Genomic DNA, 22,660 nt, shown 5'->3' on the forward strand with positions numbered 1-22,660 from the left:
ATTTTGTAGCATTGTAGCCTAGGATAAGCCTGACAAAATGTATTTGGGACGGAGAGCGTAAATGACCATCGAATTCATGCGGTCCAGTGATAGCGGCGAAGTAAGTGAACTGCCCCGGATTAGCGTGATAGGCGTCGGTGGCGGCGGCGGAAATGCCGTTGCTAATATGATTGCATCTGATGTGCAGGGTGTCGATTTTATTGTAGCGAATACGGATGCCCAAGCCTTAAATATCTCTCCGGCAGAGCAGCGGATTCAGCTTGGCCCCACGACAACCCAAGGGTTAGGTGCCGGATCAAGACCGGAAGTCGGTAAGGCTGCCGCAGAAGAAACAATCGAACAGATTCAAGAAGCTATTGAAGGGGCAAGAATGTGCTTTATCGCAGCCGGTATGGGCGGCGGTACGGGCACGGGGGCCGCTCCTGTCATTGCTAAGGTTGCGCGTGATCGGGGCATTCTGACCGTTGGTGTTGTCACGAAACCTTTCAACTTTGAAGGTAAACGGCGCGCACGGGCAGCTGAAAGCGGTATCGAAGAACTGCAAAAGCATGTCGATACGCTGATTGTTATTCCGAACCAAAATCTGTTCTTGATTGCCAATCCGAATACCACCTTCAAGCAAGCCTTCCAGATGGCAGATGAAGTTCTGCAGCAGGGTGTACGTGGTATTACCGATTTGATGGTTCGCCCAGGCCTTATTAATCTTGATTTTGCTGATATCCGCTCGGTTATGAGTGAAATGGGCAAAGCCATGATGGGAACCGGCGAAGCGTCCGGCGACAATCGTGCGATCGAAGCCGCAGAAAAAGCCATCGCCAATCCGTTATTGGATGGTGTGTCTATGAATGGCGCACGTGGTGTTATCGTTTCTATCATCGGTGGTGAAGATATGACCCTGATGGAAGTCGATGAAGCCGCAACCCATATCAAGGAATTGGTTGATTCAGACGCCAACATCATCTTTGGTTCGGCATTCAATGAAGATCTTGATGGTCGTATCCGTGTTTCGGTTGTTGCAACCGGCATAGATTCCAGCAAGAAAGAAGAAGGCGAAGACGAAAAATCCTATAGCAACCCGACCAGCTCGGTTTCTGGCTATAGTTCAATGTCATCGCCTGCAGCTTCCTCCATGTCACAGCCAAGCGCGCATGTTGCGGCTCCAGCGCCTAAGGTCGCAGCGCCGCAGCCACCGGTTGAAGATGAATTGGTTCTTGGAAAAGAAGCGGTTTCACCCACTGAAAAAAAAGATAATGCAAAGGTTTCGCCTACACCGTCTTCCGATAATGGCGAAAATGCTGCTCAGGCCGGTTGGAATAACGAACCTAACCGTCCGGCTCCAAGACTGGTAAGAGAAGGCAGCACGTTATTTGAACGGATGTCGAATATTGCGCGCGGTAATGATCGTAAAGATAATACCGAAAATCGTGGCCGTGTGGATATCCCGCAGTTCTTGAATCGTCAGGGTAACTCCTGATCTCCTGATTTAATTTAAAATCAGAGAAGGCAGGCTGTTTAGGATAACCTTATGGTTATCTGGGCAGCCTGTTTTTTTGTCTTTGGAGCAAATCAGCAAGCTATTTTCTGTAATAGTTTGCATTTAATCCGATCTTCATCTTTTTTGTCGCTTTATGCTTGCGTTCATAAACACAGTTAGCTTTTTACGGTAGCATGGCTATCGATATAAAAGATTCTAAGATTGGCGACATTTCATGTCAGCCCGTTCCATCGGAATTTGTCAAAACAACGGTTTCGGCAAAAGGGAAAAAGATATCTTACGAGAAGATACGATATATTGTTAAATCAACTTGGGTATCTTTTCTGGTCTTAACGGGTGTGCCTTTCTATCCTGCGCCCCTACAGGCACAAATGTCCCAGACGGACACCGACACGACGACTGATAAAGCAGATTTAACAGTTTATCTGCGCCGATTGGCCGCGCAACCCCATGATACCAACGCTTTGATTGGTGCTGGTCTAGCCTCTTATCGAGCCGGTGATCTCCATGCAGCCTATGGCTTCTTGTCTCGTGCCGAAACATTGGCTCCCCGTGACGGAAAAGTAAAAGCCACCTTGGGATCAATTTTTATTCAAGAAGAAAAGCCGCAACAGGCGCTGAAATATTTTCACGATGCCATTGTGAATGGCATACCGGCCTCCGTTGTCGCCAGTGACAGCGGGTTAGCCTATGATTTGCTAGGCAATAAAGCCAAAGCCGAAGCCGCCTATACCATGGCGTTATCTTCCCATCCTGATGATGAAACAGAAAGACGTTTTGCGCTTTCTCAAGCCATTGCGGGACGGGGGAGCAATGCGCTTGCTTTGATTGATCGCCAGTTAAGACAGCAAAACCGTGCCGCATGGCGCACCCGTGCCATGATTTTGGCATTAACGGGGGATGTTGCCGGTGCCAATGCCATTATTAAAACGACGATGCCCGCGGGTTCAGCCGATGCGATGGCCTCTTTTTTAAGTCGTTTACCGCATTTATCCGCGTCAGAAAAAGCCGCCGCTGTCCATTTCGGTGACATGAAAGTCAAAGGTAGCCCTTCGACCTCCATTTGGGCTGGGAATGATAAATCAGGGCCTGCCGATACCAAAGAGCCAGTTTCAGATTTTAATATTGATAGCGTATCGACAGCGAATGATGATTACACGGCAGCGGCGCAACCTATGCCGATGGCACCGCAGACGCCAAGACCTGAAGTAGGTGAAGACCCAATCCGGTCTTTAACCGTTAAAGATGATGAGAATGATAGCGCAACGCCTAAGGTCTTGTTAAAGCCAAGAAAAACGGTGGTTGCTGATAACAAGCCTGCCACGGTGCCGCCCGTTGCAGCCGTATTGTCGAAAACAAAAGACAAAGGAAAAACGTTACCATCTTCTGTAGCGGAGAAGGCTCCGGAAAAAGCGCTTCTTGGCATCAAGAAAACGTCTATCAGAAGTGATGCTGAAATAAAGGCCTATTGTAAGCTCACCGTTGAAAATGGTCTTAAGTTACCGGCTAAAAAGACAACAAAGGGTAAAGCTGCACCGAAAAAGACGGTTATTGTTTCTAAAACGCCCAGCAGAATAGAACTTTTGAAGATCAATCAATGTATTTCAACCCAGAAAGCCTTGGATCAGAAGGCTGAAAAAAGCCCAAATAAAAAGACCAGCAATCTGGCTGTAGAGCCAGTTGAGAAAAATCCTAAAAATATCATTGGCAAAAAAGAGGTAGTCACCAATACGCCTGCTGCTCACATCGCGGAAAAGCCTGCCGCCCATAATGTTGCAGAGGCCAAAGTCACTGCAAAATCTGCCCATGAAGCTATAAATGAGCGCTATTGGGTTCAGGTTGCAAGCGGTGAGAATAAAGCCAATCTTTTGGCGGTCTGGCAGAAATTATTGATTCGGTATCCATTGCTGAAAACAACGCAGCCTTGGACAACACCATGGCATAAGTCGCATCGTTTGTTGGCGGGGCCTTTTACCTCGGATGAGCAGGCACAGGATTTTGTCAACAAACTGAAAAAGCATGGTTTTTCCACGATACAGTTTACTTCCCGTAAAGGCATAACGGTAGAAAGACTGACCGCGAAATGAAGATACGCTACATTCTAGCTTGCCTTGCGGTGGGCTGTCTAACCGGTTTGGGAGGCATGGCGCTCTCATGGATACTGCATGCTGTTCAGCATATCGCTTATGGCTATAGCTTGCAGCATGTCATTAGCGAAGAAAGCTTCTTGAGGGGCAGTATCGCCGCAGCGCCTTTAAGACGGTTATCTGTGCTTGTTTTTTGTGGTGCTGTGGTCGGAATCGGTTGGGGCTTACTCCGTCATTTCGGTTCGCGTTTGGTCTCGATACCGCAAGCGGTAGCGGCCAATAAAAGTGTGATGCCTTTTTGGACGACTTTAATCCATGTCCTGTTGCAGATTGTGACGGTTGGCTTGGGTTCCCCTTTGGGACGGGAAGTAGCGCCTCGTGAATTGGGTAGCCTTATCGGTGAGAAATTCGCTTTTTTAGGCCATTTATCTGAAAATCAACGGCGGATTTTAGTAGCCTGCGGGGCAGGAGCAGGCTTGGCATCCGTCTATAATGTGCCTTTAAGTGGGGCATTATTTGCTTTGGAAGCGCTGCTAGTCACATGGGCAAGTCCGGTTGTTATCGTGGCGTTACTTACTTCAGCCTTGGCTGCCCGAATGGCATGGATCGTTTTGGGAAACAGCATGGTTTACCACGTACCGTCGTGGCCTGTTGATACCCATCTAATGATATTAGCATTGCTCGCAGGTCCAGTTTTCGGCTTTGCGGCTAATAATTTTCGTGTCTGGTCGCAGAAAATAACAGCGGGCAGAATAAAGGATAACCGCCGACTGGCTTGGGTTGCTATCCTTTGTTTTGCCGTGATCGGCCTATTGTCGATGTGGTTTCCTGAAATACTTGGCAATGGGAAGGGGCCAGTCAGTCTGGCCTTTAACAACAGTTTATCTGGTATGCAGGCCGGACAATTATTCTTGCTGAAAATAGTCGCTATTTTCCTTGCGCTTTGGGCTGGTGCCTATGGTGGGGTATTGACACCGGGGATTAGTTTAGGAGCTTTATTAGCGGTTGTTATTGGGCAGATATGGAATATCTGGCTGCCACCTGTGGCAATTGGTGCCTTTGCTATTGTAGGGGGTGCTGCTTTTCTAGCGAGTTCGATGAAAATGCCGATTACAGCGATGGCATTGGTTATTGAATTTGCCCGAACCGGTCATGATTTTTTAATCCCAATCGCTTTGGCCGTGGCTGGATCTGTTGCGGTAAGCTCTCTTCTTGATAAAAAACGGCGGGAGGCGACGGTTTCAACGCCGCAGAATAGTGTCATTAGTCGTTTAGGATGATGGCAAGATTGCGAGTAACTTCATCTCCGAAACGGCTACTTGTTTTTGAAAATCATTTTCTATTTTTGGCTGTGGTCTTTATGCTTTATCGCTGACCGCTCGCTTTTGCGGATATTGGCCATGGTAGAATGATGAAGACACAATTTGCACCTTATGCTGCTGATCCGGATTTTTCCCGTGGCAGATTATATGATGAAGGCAACGGAGCGGTAAGAGGCCCCCGCAATCCGTTTCAGCGTGACCGTGACCGGATTATCCATTCCATGGCATTTCGGCGGTTACGGTATAAAACACAGGTTTTTATCGCCCCAGAAAGCGATCATTTTCGCGTTAGGCTGACTCATAGTTTGGAAGTCGCCCAGATTGGCCGAACTATTGCACGGGTGCTTCGGTTGAATGAAGATCTGACAGAAGCGCTGTGTTTGGCACATGATTTAGGACATCCGCCTTTTGGCCATATGGGCGAAAATGTTTTGAAAAAGGCGTTGAAAGATGCCGGTGGTTTTGACCACAATGCCCATAGTCTTCGTATTCTAACTTCCCTTGAATCGCCTTACCCCCGTTGGCCAGGGCTTAATTTGACATGGGAAATGCAAGAAGGCTTGGCCAAGCATAATGGCCCAGTGCGCTCCCCGAATTGGGCATTATCCGCCATTGATGATTCTTTTCCGTTGGAGCTGGCGAACTGGCCATCATTAGAAGCACAGGTTGCGGCCTTATCCGATGATATTGCCTATGATAACCACGATCTGGATGACGGATTGCGAGCGGGACTCATTAATTTTGATGAAGTTGTAACCCAGCCATTGATTGCCCCTACTTGGGAAGCCGTCAGAAAGCGTTATCCTAATCTGACAAAAAAACGGCTGATTGCGGAATTGATCCGTGAACAAATCGGTCGAATGGTGAATGATTCGTTGGATGAAACCCGTCGTCGGATTGCCAATTTTCAGCCCGAAACGATTGCCGATATCCGCAGTCATAGCCAAGCGACGGTCAGCTTTTCAGAAGAAATGGCTAAAAATGAGCGCCGTTTCAAAAAATTTATGTATGAAAAGCTCTATCACCATCCCGATCTTCTCCCGATAGCGGATAGGGCTTCTCATGTGGTTTCGGGATTGGTTGCCCTTTATAATGATAACCCGCAATTATTGCCGGAAGATTGGCAAGAAAATCTGCCTGATAATGCGGTAGAACGGCAACGGCATATTGTCGATTATGTGGCCGGTATGACGGATCGTTATGCCTTGAAACGGTATCAACAGGATATTGGTGCTTTCGATTTAACCTGAGCAAGGGGAGCGATCCTGCTTTTTTAAATCGATTTATTTCTTGAAAGATTGATAATAACGCCCCCGAATAGCTCTAGTCAGCATTTGATTGTTCCGAAAAATAGATTAGAGCATTTTGGCAACAACAGGTTAAGGCTCGGGATAGTAGCCTTGGCTGTTTTTTCAGCTTTTTCATTATTTGTCTGATGGATTATTTTAACTGTGACCCTTTATCGCCACTTTGCCGCGCAGCTTTCTTCTATTCTTGATGCCTTTGAAGCCGAAGGCCAGCTACCGGCCGGTCTCGATCGCAGTCGGGTTGCTGTCGAACCGCCGCGCGACCCGTCTCACGGGGATCTCGCCATCAATGCCGCTATGGTATTGGCAAAAGTCGCCAAGACGGCTCCCCGTGCTTTGGCCGAAAAACTGGTTGAACCTTTATCCCAATTGGAAGGGGTTGATACGGTTGAAATCGCAGGCCCTGGTTTCATCAATATGCGGCTGACCGATGATTGCTGGCGGAAAGAGTTAACTCATATTTTGGAGCAGGGTCAGAATTATGGCCGCTCGGATATCGGTCAGAATTTGCGGGTGAATGTTGAATATGTTTCCGCCAACCCAACGGGCCCGATGCATATGGGCCATTGCCGCGGTGCCGTGGTGGGTGATGCATTAGCCTCTTTGCTGGATTTTGCCGGTTACAAGGTAACCCGTGAATATTACGTCAATGACGCCGGACAGCAGGTTCAGACTTTGGCACGTTCTGCCCATCTTCGCTATCGGGAAGCTTTAGGTGAGCAGATTACGATCCCCGAAGGGCTGTATCCCGGTGACTATCTGGTGCCGGTTGGAAAATTGCTAGCTGAAAAATATGGCGACCGTTATGTCAATGCGCCGGAATCTGAATGGTTGACGCTATTCCGTGAAACGACGGTTGCAGCGATGATGGATATGATCCGCGCCGATTTGGCTTTGCTGGGCATCCATCATGATAAATTCACCTCTGAAGCCGCGCTGCATAAGGCGGGTATTGTTCAAAAGGCTATTGATAAGCTGGAAAAAGACGGCTTGATTTACAAAGGCGTTTTGGAAGCACCAAAAGGCGAAACCCCCGATGATTGGGAACCGGTTGAATTGACGCTGTTCCGTGCCACCAAATTTGGTGACGACAGCGATCGGCCTGTTCAAAAATCAGATGGTAGCTATACCTATTTTGGTGCCGATCTCGCTTATCATGCTGAAAAAGCAGCTGATGCCGATCAGTTGGTTGATATTTGGGGTGCCGACCATGCGGGCACGGTTAAACGGATCAAGGCCGCCGTTGCCGCATTGACCCAAAATAAAGTCCCTTTGGATGTCAAACTGGTGCAGATGGTGCATCTGTTGCGTGGTGGCGAACCCGTCAAAATGTCAAAGCGCTCCGGCAATTTCGTGACCTTAGCCGATGTGGTGTCAGAAGTTGGTCGTGACGTTGTTCGTTTTTCCATGCTGACCCGCAAAGCCGATGCCCAGATGGATTTCGATTTTGAAAAAGTGATCGAAGCATCCAAAGACAATCCAGTTTTCTACGTCCAATATGCTCATGCACGGGTGCATTCTCTGCATCGTCGGGTGTTGGCCGAGAAGATGACGCTGCCTGAAAAAGCTGATCTTACTTTATTAGATAAAGAAGAATTGGCTTTGATGCAGCAGGCTGCCCAGTTCCCGCGCTTGATTGAAGCGGCGGCTGTCGCGCATGAACCACATCGTATCGTTTTTTATCTGTTCACCTTGGCTGCGGATTTTCATAGCTTATGGAATAAAGGTAATGATAATCCTGATCGGCGTTTTCTGTTGCCGGATGATCCGGCAAAAACAGCAGCCAGATTGGCGCTGGCTGATGCGATTGGGCAGGTTATCAGAAATGGGCTTGGCGTAGTCGGCGTCAATGCCGCGGAGGAGATGTAAGGGAATGGATGATAAAGATCAGGAGCATGATGCCATGAATTCCCATGGCCGGCCTCAAGATAATAATACCTATAACCGACCATTTGGCCGGTCCAATGCTCATGGTTCATCACATGATGATACCAATGATTTTTATGATCATCACTCGGATGAAGAAGAGGGCGAAGATGATGACAGCTTGCCATGGCTTGAACCTGTAGAAGATGACGAAGGTGGTCATGGTGGTAATCTGTTCCAGATCATCATCGTTGCCTTGGTCGCCTTGTTGACTTTAACTCTATTCGGTGTTGGTCTTTATTGGTGGTTCCATCGTCCTCCGACGGTCAGCGGCAATGCGTCTTTGATTACGGCTGAACCTGGGCCCTATAAGACCAAGCCGCGCGAACCGGGTGGGATGAAGATCGAAGGTGAAGGTGAATCTGCTTATGCCGCCAGCGAAGGGCGGGATATCAATTCGTCTATTGATACATCGGCACAACCGGAACAGCCGATGACCATTACCCCGAAGCAAACCGAGCAACCGATCACGACGCCTGCGCCTGTTGCAAAAGCACGGCCGGATACAGCCGATAACGAAGTTGAAATGTCAGATATGACAGGGGATACCCGTCATTCGGCAACAGCGCGTCCGGCTCCGGTAAAACATGAGAAGGAAGCCGCTGCTAAAGCGGTCGATCGTCCGGCAAAGGTTGTCGAACATGAAAAACCGGCGGTTGCTCCCGCAAAGCCGGTTGTCGCCAAAGCTGAAAAGAATGAAATCATTCATTCGGCAGAAGTCGCTAAACCCAAAGCTAAGGAAGAAACTTCTTTAGCGGGTGTGATGAACAACCTGCATAACGATACCCATCCAGCCGATGAAGCCAAGAAAGCGCCAGCCTCTGGTGCGGGTGTTATCCAGTTGGGTGCGTTTGGTAGTGAAGCCAAAGCCAATGAAGTTTGGGCGCATCTGACGCAGCATTATGGCTGGTTGAAACCTTTGCCGCATCAGGTTGTATCGGTAAAGATTGGTGAAAAAACCTTCTATCGTTTACGGGCGACCGCAGGCGGTCAAGCCAATAGCTTCTGCAGCCAATTGCAGACAGCGGGTGAGACCTGTGCTCATATCGGAAAATAATATCTGAATAGGGGTATGCGCATCTATTTCGCGCATACCCTTTATTTTTCGACTGTTTATACTGTTTTTATGCCCATCGGGTGCTATGGCTGCTGGCAATAAAATCTTCCGGTCAGCAGTGTTGGGGGCCTCATTATGATAACAACGAATGAAATCCGCCGTTCTTTTCTCGAGTATTTTGAAAAAAATGGCCATCGGATAGTACCATCAGCACCCTTGGTGCCTCAAAATGATCCGACGTTGATGTTTGTTAATGCGGGGATGGTGCCTTTCAAAAATACGTTTACCGGTCTTGAAAGCCGTCCTTATAAAACCGCAACCTCTTCACAAAAATGTGTGCGTGCCGGTGGTAAGCATAACGACCTTGATAATGTCGGTTATACTGCCCGCCATCATACGTTTTTTGAAATGCTGGGTAACTTTTCTTTCGGTGATTATTTCAAAGAACGGGTTATCACGCTCGCATGGGGATTGCTTACCAAAGAATGGGGATTAGATCCCGAACGTCTTTGTGTGACGGTTTACCATACCGATGATGAAGCCTTTCAGTTATGGCAGAAAATCGCAGGCCTTCCCGAAGAAAAAATTATCCGGATCGCGACTTCTGATAATTTCTGGTCAATGGGCGATACGGGGCCTTGTGGTCCTTGCTCTGAAATCTTTTATGATCATGGCCCTGAAATTCCAGGTGGCCCTCCAGGATCGCCTGACGAAGATGGTGATCGCTTCGTCGAAATCTGGAATTTGGTGTTCATGCAATATGAACAAGTCGATGCCGAAACCCGTTTAGATTTGCCGCGTCCCTCAATTGATACTGGTATGGGGTTGGAACGTATCGCTTCTGTTTTGCAGGGTGTGCATGACAACTATGATACGGATACCTTCAAAGCATTGATTGCAGCATCGGGTGAATTGACCCACACCCCAACCGATGGCCAGTTTAAAGCTTCACATCGGGTTATTGCTGATCATTTACGGGCTGCTGGATTCTTGGTTGCGGATGGCGTTTTGCCTGCCAATGAAGGTCGTGGTTACGTTCTGCGTCGCATTATGCGCCGCGCTATGCGTCATGTCCATCTTATCGGGGCAAAAGAGCCTTTGATGTATCGGCTGGTTCCAGCATTACTTTCTGAAATGGGCGTTGCTTTCCCTGAATTGGTCAGAGCGAAAGCCCTGATCGAAGAGACCTTGCGTTTGGAAGAAACACGCTTCCGTCAGACGTTGGCAAATGGTCTGAAAATTCTGGAAGAAGAAACCCAGCATCTGAAAAGCGGTGATACCTTGCCGGGTGAGGTCGCTTTCAGACTCTATGACACCTATGGCTTCCCTTATGATTTGACGGCTGATGCTTTGCGGGCGCGAAATCTTATGGTCGATCAGGCTGGTTTTGATGCGGCGATGGCTGAACAGCGGAAAGCTGCGCGGGCAGCTTGGAAGGGTTCTGGCGAAAAAGCATCAGATGAAATTTGGTTCGATATTGCCGATCAGCAGGGCGGCACTGAATTCACGGGCTATACCGCTGAAAAAGGTAGCGGTCAGATTGTTGCTTTGGTCAAAGACGGTAAGCGGGTTGAAAGCGCTGCTCAAGGTGATGAAGTAACCATTATCACCAACCAAACGCCTTTCTATGGCGAAAGTGGTGGTCAAAAAGGCGATGTTGGCACCATTACGGGCAGCCATGGTTTGAAAATTAATGTGACCGATACGCAAAAGCCTTTAGGCCGGATTCATGCCCATATCGGTAAAATCGAAAATGGTCAGATCAAGGTGGGCGATGATGTCGATCTGTTGGTTGATATCAATCATCGCAATCGGTTACGTGCCAATCACTCGGCAACCCATTTGCTGCATGCGGCATTGCGCGACCAGTTAGGCCAGCATGTTTCCCAAAAAGGCAGCATGGTTTCGGCTGAACGTTTGCGCTTTGACTTTTCCCATCAGAAGGCTTTGAGCGATCAGGAATTGGCGGCGATTGAAGCTGAAGTTAACCAACAGATTTTGGGTAACTCGGCGGTCACAACGCGCTTGATGACGCCGGAATCTGCAGTTGAAGCAGGGGCTATGGCCTTGTTCGGTGAAAAATACGGCAACGAAGTCCGCGTTTTGTCGATGGGTATTCGTCATGACGATGAAGAAGAAGGCGCATGGTCGGTTGAGCTTTGCGGTGGAACGCATGTTCCGTCCTTAGGTCAGATCGGTTTATTCCACATCATCAGCGAAACGGCTGTTTCTTCCGGTATTCGTCGTATTGAAGCCGTAACGGGTGAAGAAGCCAGATTATGGTTGGTTGGTCGCGATCGTTTGCTGCGTGAAACAGCTTCTGTCTTGAAAGCCGTTCCAGAAGAAGTCCCGACACGGACAGCCGCGCTTCTTGAAGAGCGTCGGAAGTCAGAACGTGTTCTGGCGGATGCTCAGAAAGCTTTGGCCTTGGCAAATGCCAATGGCGGGCAGGGCGGCAATAGCGCAGAGCCTGAAAAAGTGGGTGCTTACCAGTTCATCGGTCAGGTTATCGAAGGGCTTGATCCTAAAGCTTTACGGGGTCTGATTGACGATAATAAAAAGATTGTCGAATCTGGGGCGATTGCCTTTATTACGGTCAACGAAGGCCGCGCTTCTGTTGCGGTTGGCGTTAGTGACGATCTGAAAGATAAATTAAGCGCTGTCGACCTCGTCCGTAAGGCGGTTGAAACCTTGGGTGGCAAAGGCGGCGGTGGCCGTCCTGATATGGCTCAAGGTGGCGGCCCGAATGGGGCTGATGCAGCGAAAGCATTGGATGCGGTAAAGCAGCTTTTGCAGAACGCCTAAGCACTTACCCATTAAGTATAAAAAAAGCCCTGAATTTTTTCAGGGCTTTTTTTGTGTCAACAAAAGAGGTTCTTAGGCTTCTGGCATAATACTCGGTGTATGTCGGACAGCGTGCATATTGCCTTCTTCTGCAGCCTTGAGAACAATTTCACGCATCGAAGCGCGCTTGTCATGAATAGCCGCAACTGCATGACCAGTAGAGACACCCAAGGATATCAATGTAGCTTCTGCTAAGCGTAAAGAGCTTTCCAGCGTTTCTGCAACGATATCGGTTGCGCCCGCTTTAAATAGTTGAGCGGCATGACGGGAATCGCTGGCACGAGCAATGATAATCAGATCAGGGTAAATGGTGTGAAGACGATGAACGACATTCACCATGGAAACTGGATCATTGATGGCCAGAACAACCGCGTTGATCTTGTTACCGAGTTGCTGAACGAAAACCGGATTGCTGATATCGCCAAAAGTCGCTTGATAGCCGTCTCTTTTGGCATTGATGACCAGATCAATATCGGAATCTATCGCAAGATAAGGCTTCTTTTCTGAAGTGAGCACATCGGCAATAACCCTTCCGACGCGTCCGATTCCTGCGATAATGGTGTGGTTATCAATATCTTCGATGGGTTCTTCATTGGAAGGCAAGGTCAAATTATGCTCGCGCAAGGTGAGTTTGAGCGAAATTCTATGACCAATTTTGGCGAGAAGCGGCGTAATTGTCAGACCAATGGCAGTGACAATTTCCCAGAAAGCCGCAGTTGAAGGCATAATAAGCTGTGCCTGTCTGGCTGTCGCCAGAATAACCAAGGTCGTTTCCGAAGGTGCTGACATCAATAAGCCAGATTCGATTGCGGTTGCCAATCTGACATGGCTAAGGCGAAGCATACCGCTGGTCACAATGGTTTTAACAATAACAACCCCAGCAACACCCAAAGCCAAGGCCTGCCAATTGGCCATGATAAGCCGGAAATCGAGGCTCATACCGACTGTGAGCAAGAAGACCCCCAAAGCCAGCCTTTGGAAGGGCAAGATCACCATTTCAACTTCGACATGATAGTCGGTTTCAGCGATCAAAAGACCTGCGGTTAAAGCCCCAACAATGGGAGAGAGCCCCATCGCGCTGGTTGCAACAGAGGCCAAAATAACAACAAGCAGACTGATAGAAAGAAAGACTTCTGAGCTTTTGGTTCTCGCGGCCTGTGCAAAAAGGGTAGGAAGAGCAAAGCGCCCCAAAACTAGAATGGCAATGACCGTTGCGCCACCCTGCCATAAAGTAGCGATCAATCCGTCCCAACGATTATCCTGCCCATAAGGCGCCATGGCACCTAACGCAAAGATGATCGGAACCAAGGCTAAATCTTCGAAAAGGAGGATAGCAAAAGCGTTTTTACCAACAGGCCCTGTCGTTCCTACCATAGGTAGCACCAAGGCGGTTGATGAAACACTTAACGCCAAGCCCATACCGATGGAGCCCGCCCAGTTTTCACCAAGACAGTAAAGTCCGGTACCAATAAGGAGGCCGCATCCCAAAAGCTTTCCCGTTCCCAATCCGAAAACAGCCCTTCGCATCGCCCATAGGCGTTTGAAGGATAATTCGATGCCGATAGAAAAAAGCATCAGGACGATACCGAAATCCGCAAAAGGTTCGATACCGTCCGGATCGGAAATGGTGACGTGTTTTAACCATGGATATTCTGTGACGAGAGAACCCAGACATTTAGGCCCCAAAACTGCACCCGCCAGAATAAAACCGATGACCGGAGATATCCGAAAACGGGCGAAGGCTGGAATAATTAGCCCTGCAGCTCCCAAAATGACGAGGGAATCGCTGAAAAGAGACGAGTTCATCTGCATGAGGATGCATTATCCATAAATTAAGAGCTATGCCTCACTTTTTTAATTAAATTAAAGAATTGTTTTTGCAATGAAAACTGCAAAAAATATATTGAGATATTATTATATGAGATAATAAATAATATTCAATTTATAGAAACTTAACATCAAAATCATTTTTATAAATGAGATCAATTGGTTTTTTATTAAAAAAATCGAATCCGCATCTGATTCATTAAATTTTTTTTAGAATATCCCGCTATGGGTATTTTTTTCTCACGGCATTTTGATGCAAAAATACCATGAATAAGGGTTATTATCCGCTGCCTTTATAAATAATGTTGGGACAGAGAGGATAAGACGTTAAATATTTTTAAACAAGATTAGAGCATATACAAAACAGATAGAGAAATAGCTGACAAATCCCTTTTAGTCAGATAAGAGCCATTTTAATTTTAATGGCTTAAATGATGGGGCTTTGATATACTGAATGGAGGATAAAAGTCGTCTTGTTTCAAACCTTTTCTGATAGACCATTTCTTGTGTCTTCTGCTTGTGAATCGACCGCTTTTCGGCCAGATAAGAAAACTGAAAATTGGGTATAAACGATTCTGTAGAAGTGGTTTTTTGTATGAAAAATCACGTTAGAACAGGTCTCTTGATCACATTATAATATTATAAAATAAAAATATAAAAATCCTTACGGAGAGGATAATATGAAAAATAATTTTAAGATAGCGAAAGTGGCGCAGTGGGTGTTAGCCTTATCCATTGCGACTTCATCTGCCGAAGCGTGGGCTGATCCGTTGGGTAACTGGCTTTCTAAAGTCAATAACCATCACAAACATAAAGATGCCGCCAGCGAACCGGCAACAGAGCAAGAAGATCAGGCTGATACCGATACCACGGCAGCGCCGTCTTCTGTTGCGGCTCAGCCACAAAGCCAGCAAACTATTCAGCAGCCCGCTCGCGTTGCCCCGTCAGCAAGATCGGTCGATAACGGACAAAGTCAGTCAGCCGCGCAGATTTCGCAGCAGAATGACAGTGACGATTCTGTTAGAATGTCTAGCAATGACAATCAGGATAATGGCGCTTCTGATGCGCCTGAAATGGTCCCCGTTTCGCATCAGCATGTTTCTCCCGCGCCATTCCCTTACGCATCCCTGACCGTCGGAAGCAGCGAATTACAGCCGGAACCCAATCCGCGCATGCCCGTCAGCAAAGGCGGTGTCGTTGAAGAGAATATCGAAAACAAAGGTTTGGTTGATAGTATCGTTCAATCCACCCGTGGCCGTCATAATGCTTTTGGATGGATCGGTGTCGGCGATAACAGCGTTATGTTGGCTCGTGATCCTAAAGATCGCGGTATTTTCGGTACATGGTTAGGTATCAAGCCGTGGTTGCGCGATAAAGGTATCGATATTCAGTCTTCTATGGGGGGTGTTGAAACGGCCTTTAATGCGCGTGGTGGTGATCGCCATGCATTGAGAACCGCTTACCAATGGTTAGTTCAGGCCAGTTTTGACATGGAACGCTTAGGCGTTGTCAAAGGTGGTAAATTCAACTTCATGATGACAAAGCGTGGTGGTGGACAGATTGAACAAGCCATCAACGCAACGACCCTGACCGAAATGCAAGAAGTCTATGGTCGTGGTAATATTTGGCGTTTGATTGAAGGTTCTTATGAACAGCAGCTCGGTCGGTTTAACATCAAGGTCGGCCGTTTAACCGAAAACAACGAATTCGGTATGGCCAGTACCGGATGTTCCTTCATGAGCTTGGGCTTCTGCGGTAACCAAGCAGGTAACCTTGTTGGTGACTACTGGTATAACTGGCCAGTTTCGAACTGGGCAGGTCGTGTGACCTATCAGGTGTCGAAAGAAGTGACCATCGGTGCCGGTGTATTCGACGTTAACCGTAAGAATATTCAGGGCAAAGTTCTTCACGAAAACTTTTACATGGATAACCCATTCCATCCAGAAGCCGGTTTGTATATCGGTGAAGTTAAATGGGCCCCGAAATTCGGTAGAGAAAAAAATCTCGAAGGTATGTTCAAATTTGACGGTTGGTATACTGACGATAAGTCTTATAATCTCCGTTATTATCAAGATGTTGCGATGCAGACCGGATATTCATCGCAGGGCCCCGAAGTACGTGGTCGCTATGGTGCTTATGTAACGGCTGAACAGCAGGTTTTACGTTTTGATGACCACCGGCAATTGACGGTTGCTTTCCGCGCTTTGAAGAATGACGGAAGAACTAATAAATCAACGGCTGAAGTTTCTGCCTATGCCATCCTGTTCGGCGTTTCCAAAGAACGTCCCGATGACTGGGTCGGTATTGGTAGCGGAACAACTTGGTTGAGTAACGCCTTCCTGAAAAGTGATGCTTTGTCCGCTCAGCATCGTCATCAGGAATATTATTCAGAACTTTTCTATAATATCCAAATTTCTCCGGCCGTGTTCTTGCGTCCGAATATTCAATATGTGGTTCATCCGGGCGGCTATTATGCCCGTGGCCCTGTTGATACGCCTTACAACTATAATTCGAAGAATATTATTCTGCTTGGTCTCAAAAGCGGTTGGGTATTCTAATATAGTATAATGATTATCCGGTTATTGAAGAGGGGTACTTCTTCAATAACCGGATATGAATTGAAGATTATTGATCTATATTCTTTAGAACTTTGTTGATCTCAAAATTATCTGCGGTTTCTTTTTTGAAACAGGAACCTGCACGCAAAAACAAACAGATATCTTCGGTCTTTTCCCCATTTTTTTGTTGGTAGCAGCCCATCGGGCGATATTCTTTGGGTAGATTTTTGCCTGAAGAATAAGCTGTAATGACCGCATTTGACGCTAAAAATAGCGAAGATGACAAGGTTGCTGTATCTGGATATCGAGTGCCATAGCTATTGGTCGGTAATACGCTGTAAATCGGAATTCGACGATGAAGAAGGCTGTATCCGCCGCTTTGCCAATAATCGATCTGATATAAAACCAATCCACATAATTCAGAGAATGAACGGGCTTTCATTTCAGCCTGTAAAACGCCACGATATTGATACCAGTGTCCGCTATTACCATTGCTGCAAAAGAGTGATGCGGCTGCCCATATAGCAAAGACGGCTGTTCTTGATAAATATTTCAATGGATTGGAAAGGCGACCTGTCCATTTCTCAACTAGCAGGCCGCTGCCTATAGCGCCGAGAATAATAAAAATACCGCTCGATAAGAAAATAAAGCGATATTCTTTATGAGAAATCAGCATATGGAAGGCGAGGTTCGTCAGCGCTGCCCCAAATAGCGCTGGATACCGATAAGCGGCGACACAAATAGGAAAGGGCAAAAGAAGCGCAAGCCATTTCCAATTCGTCCCTATGTCCAGAAAATAGCCGTATAAAGGCGCTATGCCGTAATCATTAGCGCGATGATAAAGTAAATTTTGTTGTATGTTTTTAAGAAGCCATAAAAGCGGATATTCGCCGATAAAGATATCGGATAATGAGCTAATCAAAATCGCGAATAGTCCGCCAAAAATAAAATAAACCCAGTGTTTGAAGTTGAATTTTAAAGTAAATAACGAAATAAAAATAATTGATGGGATATATTGAAACCTCAATAAGGCTGATAATCCCATTAAAAAGCCCGCAGCGATAAGAGTGTTGACGGATTTTTTGGTAGAGCAAAGATAAAAAGCAGCAGGCATAAAAGCTGAAAAAGAAAGCGATTCACTCAAAGGATGCGCTGCAAAAAGGACTATTTCATACCAAGTCGCGGCTACAAACATAGCCAGACAAGCAACAAAAAGCGAATATGGGCGGCCTAGACGGTAGGCGCTCCAGACGACGCCCATTGATAGGATTGCTGTTATCGCATGGGGAAAAACCCAATATAAATAACTCTGGTTATTGATTATGTCGCCAGCCTTCATTGCCATGGCTAATAGCACCGGAACAAGGCCGCCTCGCATACCGTAGCGATATTCCCAAGGGATAACCGAATAGCCAAAAGCTAAGCGATGAGCTTGTTCAAGATATTGGAAGATTTCATCAGGGTGATAATAGCCGATAGGAAGAACGGCGATGATGCGTAATGCCAGCGCCAAAAGAGCGATCAAAGTAAAGGCAAGATAAGATTTTGGTATTGATTTCAGGGAAAGGGATGAGGCAGATTTATCTTTATTTGCCATTATTTTTTCCATTTCCAACCAGAATTCTATCGTCCAGATTTTGATAAAGATACTTGCTTGATTAATAGGCGTTTAGCTTATGAAAGAAACAAAATATTTACCGCTTTGGCCTCATTAAAAAATAAATTTATATCCCTTATAGTTTCTATATTTTTTTCAATAATATCTAAATATAAATAACATTTATTATATTATGCGATGTGTCATCTTCTTTGGAATGCTTGTTACTTTTATAAAAATATGTGGTTTTTTGTTTAAAAATTACGAAATGATTTTATGTGACGCATTTTAAGTTTATATGAAATTGTTAAAAATATATATTAATTTTCTTTACTTGTCAGTATGTTACACCCTGCTATAACCATTAGGATAATTTTTACTTTTTAAGGAGTAATATCCCAAAGACAGTCAGAAGAACTGTCTATCTATTATATTATAATCAGCAATGGTTGTAATATTGATTTAAAGAGTAAAAATTTATTTTGCAGGGTTGCTTGTTGTTTGATCGGACAGATTATTAGGGTCTGTCCTTTTAGAATGGAGATGCCATAGCAAAAATACACTTTATATTTTTTATAAAATAAAAACATAATTATATTATAATGTAAGGTGTTTTATAAATTGTTTATTCAATATTTCTATATTTCTGATTAAAGTATTTATTTAAAAATAAAACAATTCAGTATAGATATTGTCTCGAATTTATGTTTTTTACAGTGGGGCGCTGTAAATAATATTTTGCTTTTTGTATATAAAAAATGATAAAAACTACAAAAAGCATTAAAACTAGGGGATGGTTTTTGAGATATGAATAATTTTATTATATTTTTTCAAAGTAATAATTTTTAACGTATTATGGCTTCGATTTCTTCGTTCAGGAGTGCTTCTGTCGTAGAAAACACAGCGCTTATCGGCGAAAGCCCGGCTATGCGTGAAATACGGTATCTGATTAAGCAGGTTGCCCCTACCTCTGCATCAGTATTGATTACCGGCCCGTCAGGGAGCGGTAAGGAGATGGTTGCGTCTTCCATTCATGCTTCAAGCCCACGGTCTGGATCCAGATTTATTCCTGTCAATTGTGGTGCAATTCCGCGCGATTTATTAGAATCCGAATTATTTGGTCATGAAAAAGGCGCCTTTACCGGAGCGGTTGGGCAGACCTATGGCCGTTTTGAAGAGGCGGATGGTGGAACTCTTTTCTTAGATGAAATTGGTGACATGCCCTTTGATATGCAGGTCAAACTGCTGCGGGTTCTAGAGGATAATATTATCACCCGTGTGGGTGGGCGACAGCCTATCCATGTCGATACCCGTATCATATCGGCAACCCATCGTGATATTCACAGCGCAATCCAAAGTAAGCATTTCCGTGAGGATTTGTTTTATCGCTTAGCCGTGTTTCCGATCCATCTGCCTTCCTTGGCCGAGCGTGACGATGATATTCCTTTATTGGCAGAATATTTTTGCGATCGTCTTCCTGCCGGTCGGAAATTTTGTTTTTCGTCAGAATCGTTGCAATATTTGGCAAAATACAACTGGCCGGGAAATATTCGGGAATTGCGCAATCTGGTTGAGCGCACCTCGATATTATACCCCGATCAAACGGTCGGTATTGAGCAGACCCAGAAATTATTAAATCTGGCTGTCAGCAGTCAACCGGTAGAACGTGAAGCTTTATGGGATCTGAGTAGCCCGTCGCCATCCACATCGTCAGCCAGTCATTTTTCATTATCGGAAGATGATTTCGGTGGCGTTCAAGATAATGACGAGGGCAATCAGGATGTCTTTTCAGATTTTCCTGTTCCCGGCGATTCCGTGAAACTGAAAGATTTGGTTTCAGAGCTTGAATGCCGCTATATTACGGCGGCTTTAGCTTCTGCCAATAATATCGTTTCTGATGCGGCGCGCCTGTTAGGGTTGCATAGGACAACCCTGATCGAGAAGATGAACAAATATAAGATCAGCCGATCTTAATCCGGCAGGCCTTTTTTTATACCCAAGCCCTGCCGGATAGTCAGGTTACGGATATAAAAATTCGCTCTGCCAGCGACCATCATTCAAGCTGAATAATTCGCGTTCATGTAATCTGAATTCGCGATCATTCCAGAATTCCATGCGGATCGGTTTTACACGGAATCCCGTCCAGTAAGATGGACGCGGCACAGCTTTGCCTTCATAGCGCGCTTCGATATCGGCAATGCGCTTTTCGAAAACATCACGTGCTGGTAATGGACGGGATTGTTCCGATGCCCATGCACCAAGCTGTGATTTGCGGGCACGAGAGGCGAAATAAGCATCGGCTTCTGCGTCAGAAATCAGCTCGACAGGGCCTTCAATCCGAACCTGCCGCCGTAACTTTTTCCAATGGAAAAGCAAGGTTGCAACCGGATTTTCCAAAAGCTCGTGACCTTTGCGGCTGCCTAAATTCGTATAAAAGACAAAGCCGTCTTCATTATGCCCTTTTAACAGCATCATACGCACACAGGGGAATGCCTGTTTGCTGGCTGTTGCAAGCGCCATAGCCGTTGGATCATCGGTTTCGGCTTTTTTAGCCTCATCCATCCAGTCGTCGAACATTTTATGAGGATCTTGAGTCATAATCACAGATCTAACCTTATCCACCCGCCAAGAAAAGCGACTTATCCAATATTTCTATAACTGTTATTGGTTTGGCAGGAGAAGGCTGGAATCTCCATAGGAATAAAAACGGTAGCCTGTTTCGATTGCATGGTTATAGGCTGCCAGCATTTTTTCTCGTCCCATCAGTGCCGAAACAAGCATAAATAAAGTAGATTTTGGCAAATGGAAGTTAGTCATCAGGCCGTCAATTGCCCGAAAACGATAGCCGGGGGTAATGAAAATATCGGTCTCGCCAGAGAAGGGATGCACGACACCTTTTTCATCAGCAGCGCTTTCAACGAGACGAAGGCTAGTTGTGCCTGTCGCAATGATGCGGCCACCTTGTTTTTTGGTTTCGTTAATGGCCTCGGCAGTTTCAGCCGAAATCGCGCCCCATTCGCTATGCATGACATGATCGGCGCTATCTTCGACCTTCATCGGCAAAAATGTACCGGCCCCCACATGCAGAGTAACCTTTGTATGTGTGACGCCTTTTTGCTCTAACCGGCTTAATAAGGCTTCTGTAAAATGAAGGGACGCCGTTGGAGCGGCGACTGCACCTTCTTTTTCAGCAAATATAGTCTGATAATCTTTACGATCCTGCTGATCTGCTGGTCTTTTATGGGCGATATAAGGGGGCAGGGGCATGTTACCTGCCCGTTCTAGTAATAATTCGACGGGTTCTTCACCCAAAAATTCAAAAATGACCGAACCGTCTTCGTCCCGCCGGACAACCTGTCCGAAAACTTCTTGGCCAAAGTCAACGACATCATCGGCTTTTAGCCTTTTGGCATTACGGACGAAAGCGCGCCATTGGCGTAAGCCTTCCCGTTTCACCATATTGGCGCTGATACGAGCCTGATTTTTTTTACCTTCAAGATAAGCCGGAATGACGCGGGTATCATTGAAAATAAGCAGATCGCCTTCTTTCAGAAGGTCAGGCAAATCCGCGACATGATAATCATCCATCCCTTGGGAAGTGACTTGTAACAAACGGGCAGATTCCCGTGGGATAGCCGGTCTTAAGGCAATAGATTCAGATGGAAGTTCAAAGTCAAAAAGATCAACCCGCATAGAAATACATCCCTGTTTTAAGCAGCCATTATTTTTTTTATTATTTTATTGGGGCTGCTGGGCTTCAGGTTGTTCCCCACCAGAAGCATGTGATTTGGCGATCAGTTTCCGCATTGCATTTCGTTGCAATTCTTCTTCTTGCTTTTGCTGTTCTATGCGGTTGGCAGCTTCTTGTTTTTCAATAGCGGCTTTGACTTCTTCTTCTTTAGGAGGCCGAATTTTGTCAGCACCAATAGAGGCTCGCACAATGAGGGATGGATGCGCAGGTGGTTCGCCTTTTTCTACTGCATCGACATATTCCATACCGGAAACCACGCGGCCGATCGGCGTATATTCGCCATCAAGAGAGAAGTTTGGCTGATAAACAATGAAAAATTGGCTGTTGGCGCTGTCTTTATCTTGCGCTCTTGCCATGGAGACTTCGCCTCTGACATGCGGCATGTCGTTAAATTCGGCCTGAACATTCGGCAAGGAAGATCCGCCGCTGCCATCGCCCTTGGGATCACCAGTTTGCGCCATAAAACCGTCGATAACTCGATGGAATTTTAAGCCGTTATAAAAGCCTTTTCGAACCAATGTTTTAATGCGCTCAACACTTTTGGGCGCTTTATCCGGACGCAATTGAATAACCACGCGGCCGCCAGTTGAAAGGTCGAGGTTAAGGGTATTTTCGGGTATCATTTCCGGAATAGGGGGCAGATCAGGCAGAGCTTGCCGTTGTGTTTTTTGAACGACTTTTCTGATTTCCTGAGGCGTTGCGGTTAAATCCGGATCTTTTTCTTTTCCGTGTTTCTGTGCAAGAAGGGGAGCGGCCAGTAAAAAAAACACAAAAATAGCGCTAGTGCTTTTTAAAATACCCTTACGGCGCATACTATAAATATCCTTCTCGACGGTTCACGGCTAACTGAAACAATCACCACCCGCGTTATAGACGGACAAGGCTGCTT

The 22,660-nt window shown here is 46.2% G+C and carries 14 protein-coding genes; 9 read left to right on the forward strand and 5 right to left on the reverse strand.

The features are described 5' to 3' along the window. The first annotated feature begins 61 nt into the window (after positions 1 to 61). The 7 genes from ftsZ to alaS all read left to right on the forward strand — a co-directional run bounded on the left by ftsZ (position 62) and on the right by alaS (position 11,999). A complete protein-coding gene (gene ftsZ, locus FBY58_RS04110; RefSeq protein WP_141919617.1) occupies positions 62 to 1,474 on the forward strand; it encodes a cell division protein FtsZ in 1,413 nt (470 codons plus the stop codon). 194 nt (positions 1,475 to 1,668) lie between these two features. Beyond that, complete coding sequence (locus tag FBY58_RS04115; protein WP_141919618.1) at positions 1,669 to 3,582, forward strand: SPOR domain-containing protein; 1,914 nt, start codon at positions 1,669 to 1,671, stop codon at positions 3,580 to 3,582. Next, a complete protein-coding gene (locus FBY58_RS04120) occupies positions 3,579 to 4,862 on the forward strand; it encodes a chloride channel protein (RefSeq protein ID WP_141919619.1) in 1,284 nt (427 codons plus the stop codon). The genes FBY58_RS04115 and FBY58_RS04120 overlap by 4 nt, the downstream gene beginning before the upstream one ends. A 131-nt stretch (positions 4,863 to 4,993) precedes the next feature. Continuing rightward, on the forward strand, positions 4,994 to 6,154 hold the full coding sequence (locus tag FBY58_RS04125) for a deoxyguanosinetriphosphate triphosphohydrolase (protein ID WP_185738192.1): 1,161 nt from the start codon (positions 4,994 to 4,996) through the stop codon (positions 6,152 to 6,154). A 201-nt stretch (positions 6,155 to 6,355) separates the two neighbouring features. Beyond that, a complete protein-coding gene (argS, locus tag FBY58_RS04130; protein ID WP_141919621.1) occupies positions 6,356 to 8,080 on the forward strand; it encodes an arginine--tRNA ligase in 1,725 nt (574 codons plus the stop codon). A 4-nt stretch (positions 8,081 to 8,084) separates the two neighbouring features. Continuing rightward, positions 8,085 to 9,194 carry an SPOR domain-containing protein gene (locus FBY58_RS04135; RefSeq protein ID WP_141919622.1) on the forward strand — a complete coding sequence of 370 codons (1,110 nt, stop codon included), beginning with the start codon at positions 8,085 to 8,087 and terminating at the stop codon, positions 9,192 to 9,194. A 135-nt stretch (positions 9,195 to 9,329) separates the two neighbouring features. Beyond that, positions 9,330 to 11,999, forward strand: coding sequence for an alanine--tRNA ligase (gene alaS / locus FBY58_RS04140; RefSeq protein WP_141919623.1), 2,670 nt, complete (start codon positions 9,330 to 9,332; stop codon positions 11,997 to 11,999). Between the two features lie 72 nt (positions 12,000 to 12,071). Here the strand turns inward: alaS and FBY58_RS04145 are convergent, their stop codons facing one another. Beyond that, on the reverse strand, positions 12,072 to 13,850 hold the full coding sequence (locus tag FBY58_RS04145; protein WP_141919624.1) for a cation:proton antiporter: 1,779 nt from the start codon (positions 13,848 to 13,850) through the stop codon (positions 12,072 to 12,074). A 695-nt stretch (positions 13,851 to 14,545) separates the two neighbouring features. Between FBY58_RS04145 and FBY58_RS04150 the strand changes: the two genes are divergently transcribed. Continuing rightward, positions 14,546 to 16,423 carry a carbohydrate porin gene (locus FBY58_RS04150; protein WP_141919625.1) on the forward strand — a complete coding sequence of 626 codons (1,878 nt, stop codon included), beginning with the start codon at positions 14,546 to 14,548 and terminating at the stop codon, positions 16,421 to 16,423. Positions 16,424 to 16,490: 67 nt separating this feature from the next. Here the strand turns inward: FBY58_RS04150 and FBY58_RS04155 are convergent, their stop codons facing one another. After that, positions 16,491 to 18,020 (reverse strand): mannosyltransferase, encoded by a 1,530-nt coding sequence (locus tag FBY58_RS04155; RefSeq protein WP_141919626.1) that lies wholly within the window; start codon positions 18,018 to 18,020, stop codon positions 16,491 to 16,493. Between the two features lie 855 nt (positions 18,021 to 18,875). Between FBY58_RS04155 and FBY58_RS04160 the strand changes: the two genes are divergently transcribed. Then, the gene (locus FBY58_RS04160; RefSeq protein ID WP_141919627.1) at positions 18,876 to 19,994 is read left to right on the forward strand and encodes a sigma-54-dependent Fis family transcriptional regulator; all 1,119 of its coding nucleotides are present in this window, start codon (positions 18,876 to 18,878) and stop codon (positions 19,992 to 19,994) included. Between the two features lie 45 nt (positions 19,995 to 20,039). On the opposite strand, the gene pdxH is transcribed toward FBY58_RS04160, so the two are convergent. Genes pdxH through FBY58_RS04175 form a run of 3 tightly spaced genes read right to left on the reverse strand, consistent with a single transcriptional unit; the run spans position 20,040 to position 22,583 of the window. After that, entirely contained in the window at positions 20,040 to 20,642 is a 603-nt protein-coding gene (gene pdxH, locus FBY58_RS04165) for a pyridoxamine 5'-phosphate oxidase (protein WP_260432090.1), read from the reverse strand. A gap of 39 nt (positions 20,643 to 20,681) precedes the next feature. Continuing rightward, positions 20,682 to 21,713: a tRNA preQ1(34) S-adenosylmethionine ribosyltransferase-isomerase QueA gene (gene queA / locus FBY58_RS04170; protein ID WP_141919628.1), complete on the reverse strand. Its 1,032-nt coding sequence runs from the start codon at positions 21,711 to 21,713 to the stop codon at positions 20,682 to 20,684. A gap of 45 nt (positions 21,714 to 21,758) precedes the next feature. After that, positions 21,759 to 22,583, reverse strand: a complete 825-nt coding sequence (locus FBY58_RS04175; protein WP_141919629.1) for a peptidylprolyl isomerase — start codon at positions 22,581 to 22,583, stop codon at positions 21,759 to 21,761. Positions 22,584 to 22,660 lie beyond the last annotated feature (77 nt).

This window comes from Zymomonas mobilis, assembly GCF_006715975.1.
Taxonomy (GTDB): Bacteria; Pseudomonadota; Alphaproteobacteria; order Sphingomonadales; family Sphingomonadaceae; genus Zymomonas; species Zymomonas mobilis_B.

Excerpts from the sequence above, each read along its gene's own strand:
- FBY58_RS04125 (WP_185738192.1), top strand. The coding sequence starts at position 4,994 with ATGAAGACACAATTTGCACCTTATGCTGCTGATCCGGATTTTTCCCGT.
- FBY58_RS04120 (WP_141919619.1), top strand. The coding sequence starts at position 3,579 with ATGAAGATACGCTACATTCTAGCTTGCCTTGCGGTGGGCTGTCTAACC.
- FBY58_RS04150 (WP_141919625.1), top strand. The coding sequence starts at position 14,546 with ATGAAAAATAATTTTAAGATAGCGAAAGTGGCGCAGTGGGTGTTAGCC.
- FBY58_RS04160 (WP_141919627.1), top strand. The coding sequence starts at position 18,876 with ATGGCTTCGATTTCTTCGTTCAGGAGTGCTTCTGTCGTAGAAAACACA.
- FBY58_RS04155 (WP_141919626.1), bottom strand. The coding sequence starts at position 18,020 with ATGGCAAATAAAGATAAATCTGCCTCATCCCTTTCCCTGAAATCAATA.
- ftsZ (WP_141919617.1), top strand. The coding sequence starts at position 62 with ATGACCATCGAATTCATGCGGTCCAGTGATAGCGGCGAAGTAAGTGAA.
- queA (WP_141919628.1), bottom strand. The coding sequence starts at position 21,713 with ATGCGGGTTGATCTTTTTGACTTTGAACTTCCATCTGAATCTATTGCC.
- FBY58_RS04115 (WP_141919618.1), top strand. The coding sequence starts at position 1,669 with ATGGCTATCGATATAAAAGATTCTAAGATTGGCGACATTTCATGTCAG.
- FBY58_RS04175 (WP_141919629.1), bottom strand. The coding sequence starts at position 22,583 with ATGCGCCGTAAGGGTATTTTAAAAAGCACTAGCGCTATTTTTGTGTTT.
- FBY58_RS04145 (WP_141919624.1), bottom strand. The coding sequence starts at position 13,850 with ATGCAGATGAACTCGTCTCTTTTCAGCGATTCCCTCGTCATTTTGGGA.
- alaS (WP_141919623.1), top strand. The coding sequence starts at position 9,330 with ATGATAACAACGAATGAAATCCGCCGTTCTTTTCTCGAGTATTTTGAA.
- FBY58_RS04135 (WP_141919622.1), top strand. The coding sequence starts at position 8,085 with ATGGATGATAAAGATCAGGAGCATGATGCCATGAATTCCCATGGCCGG.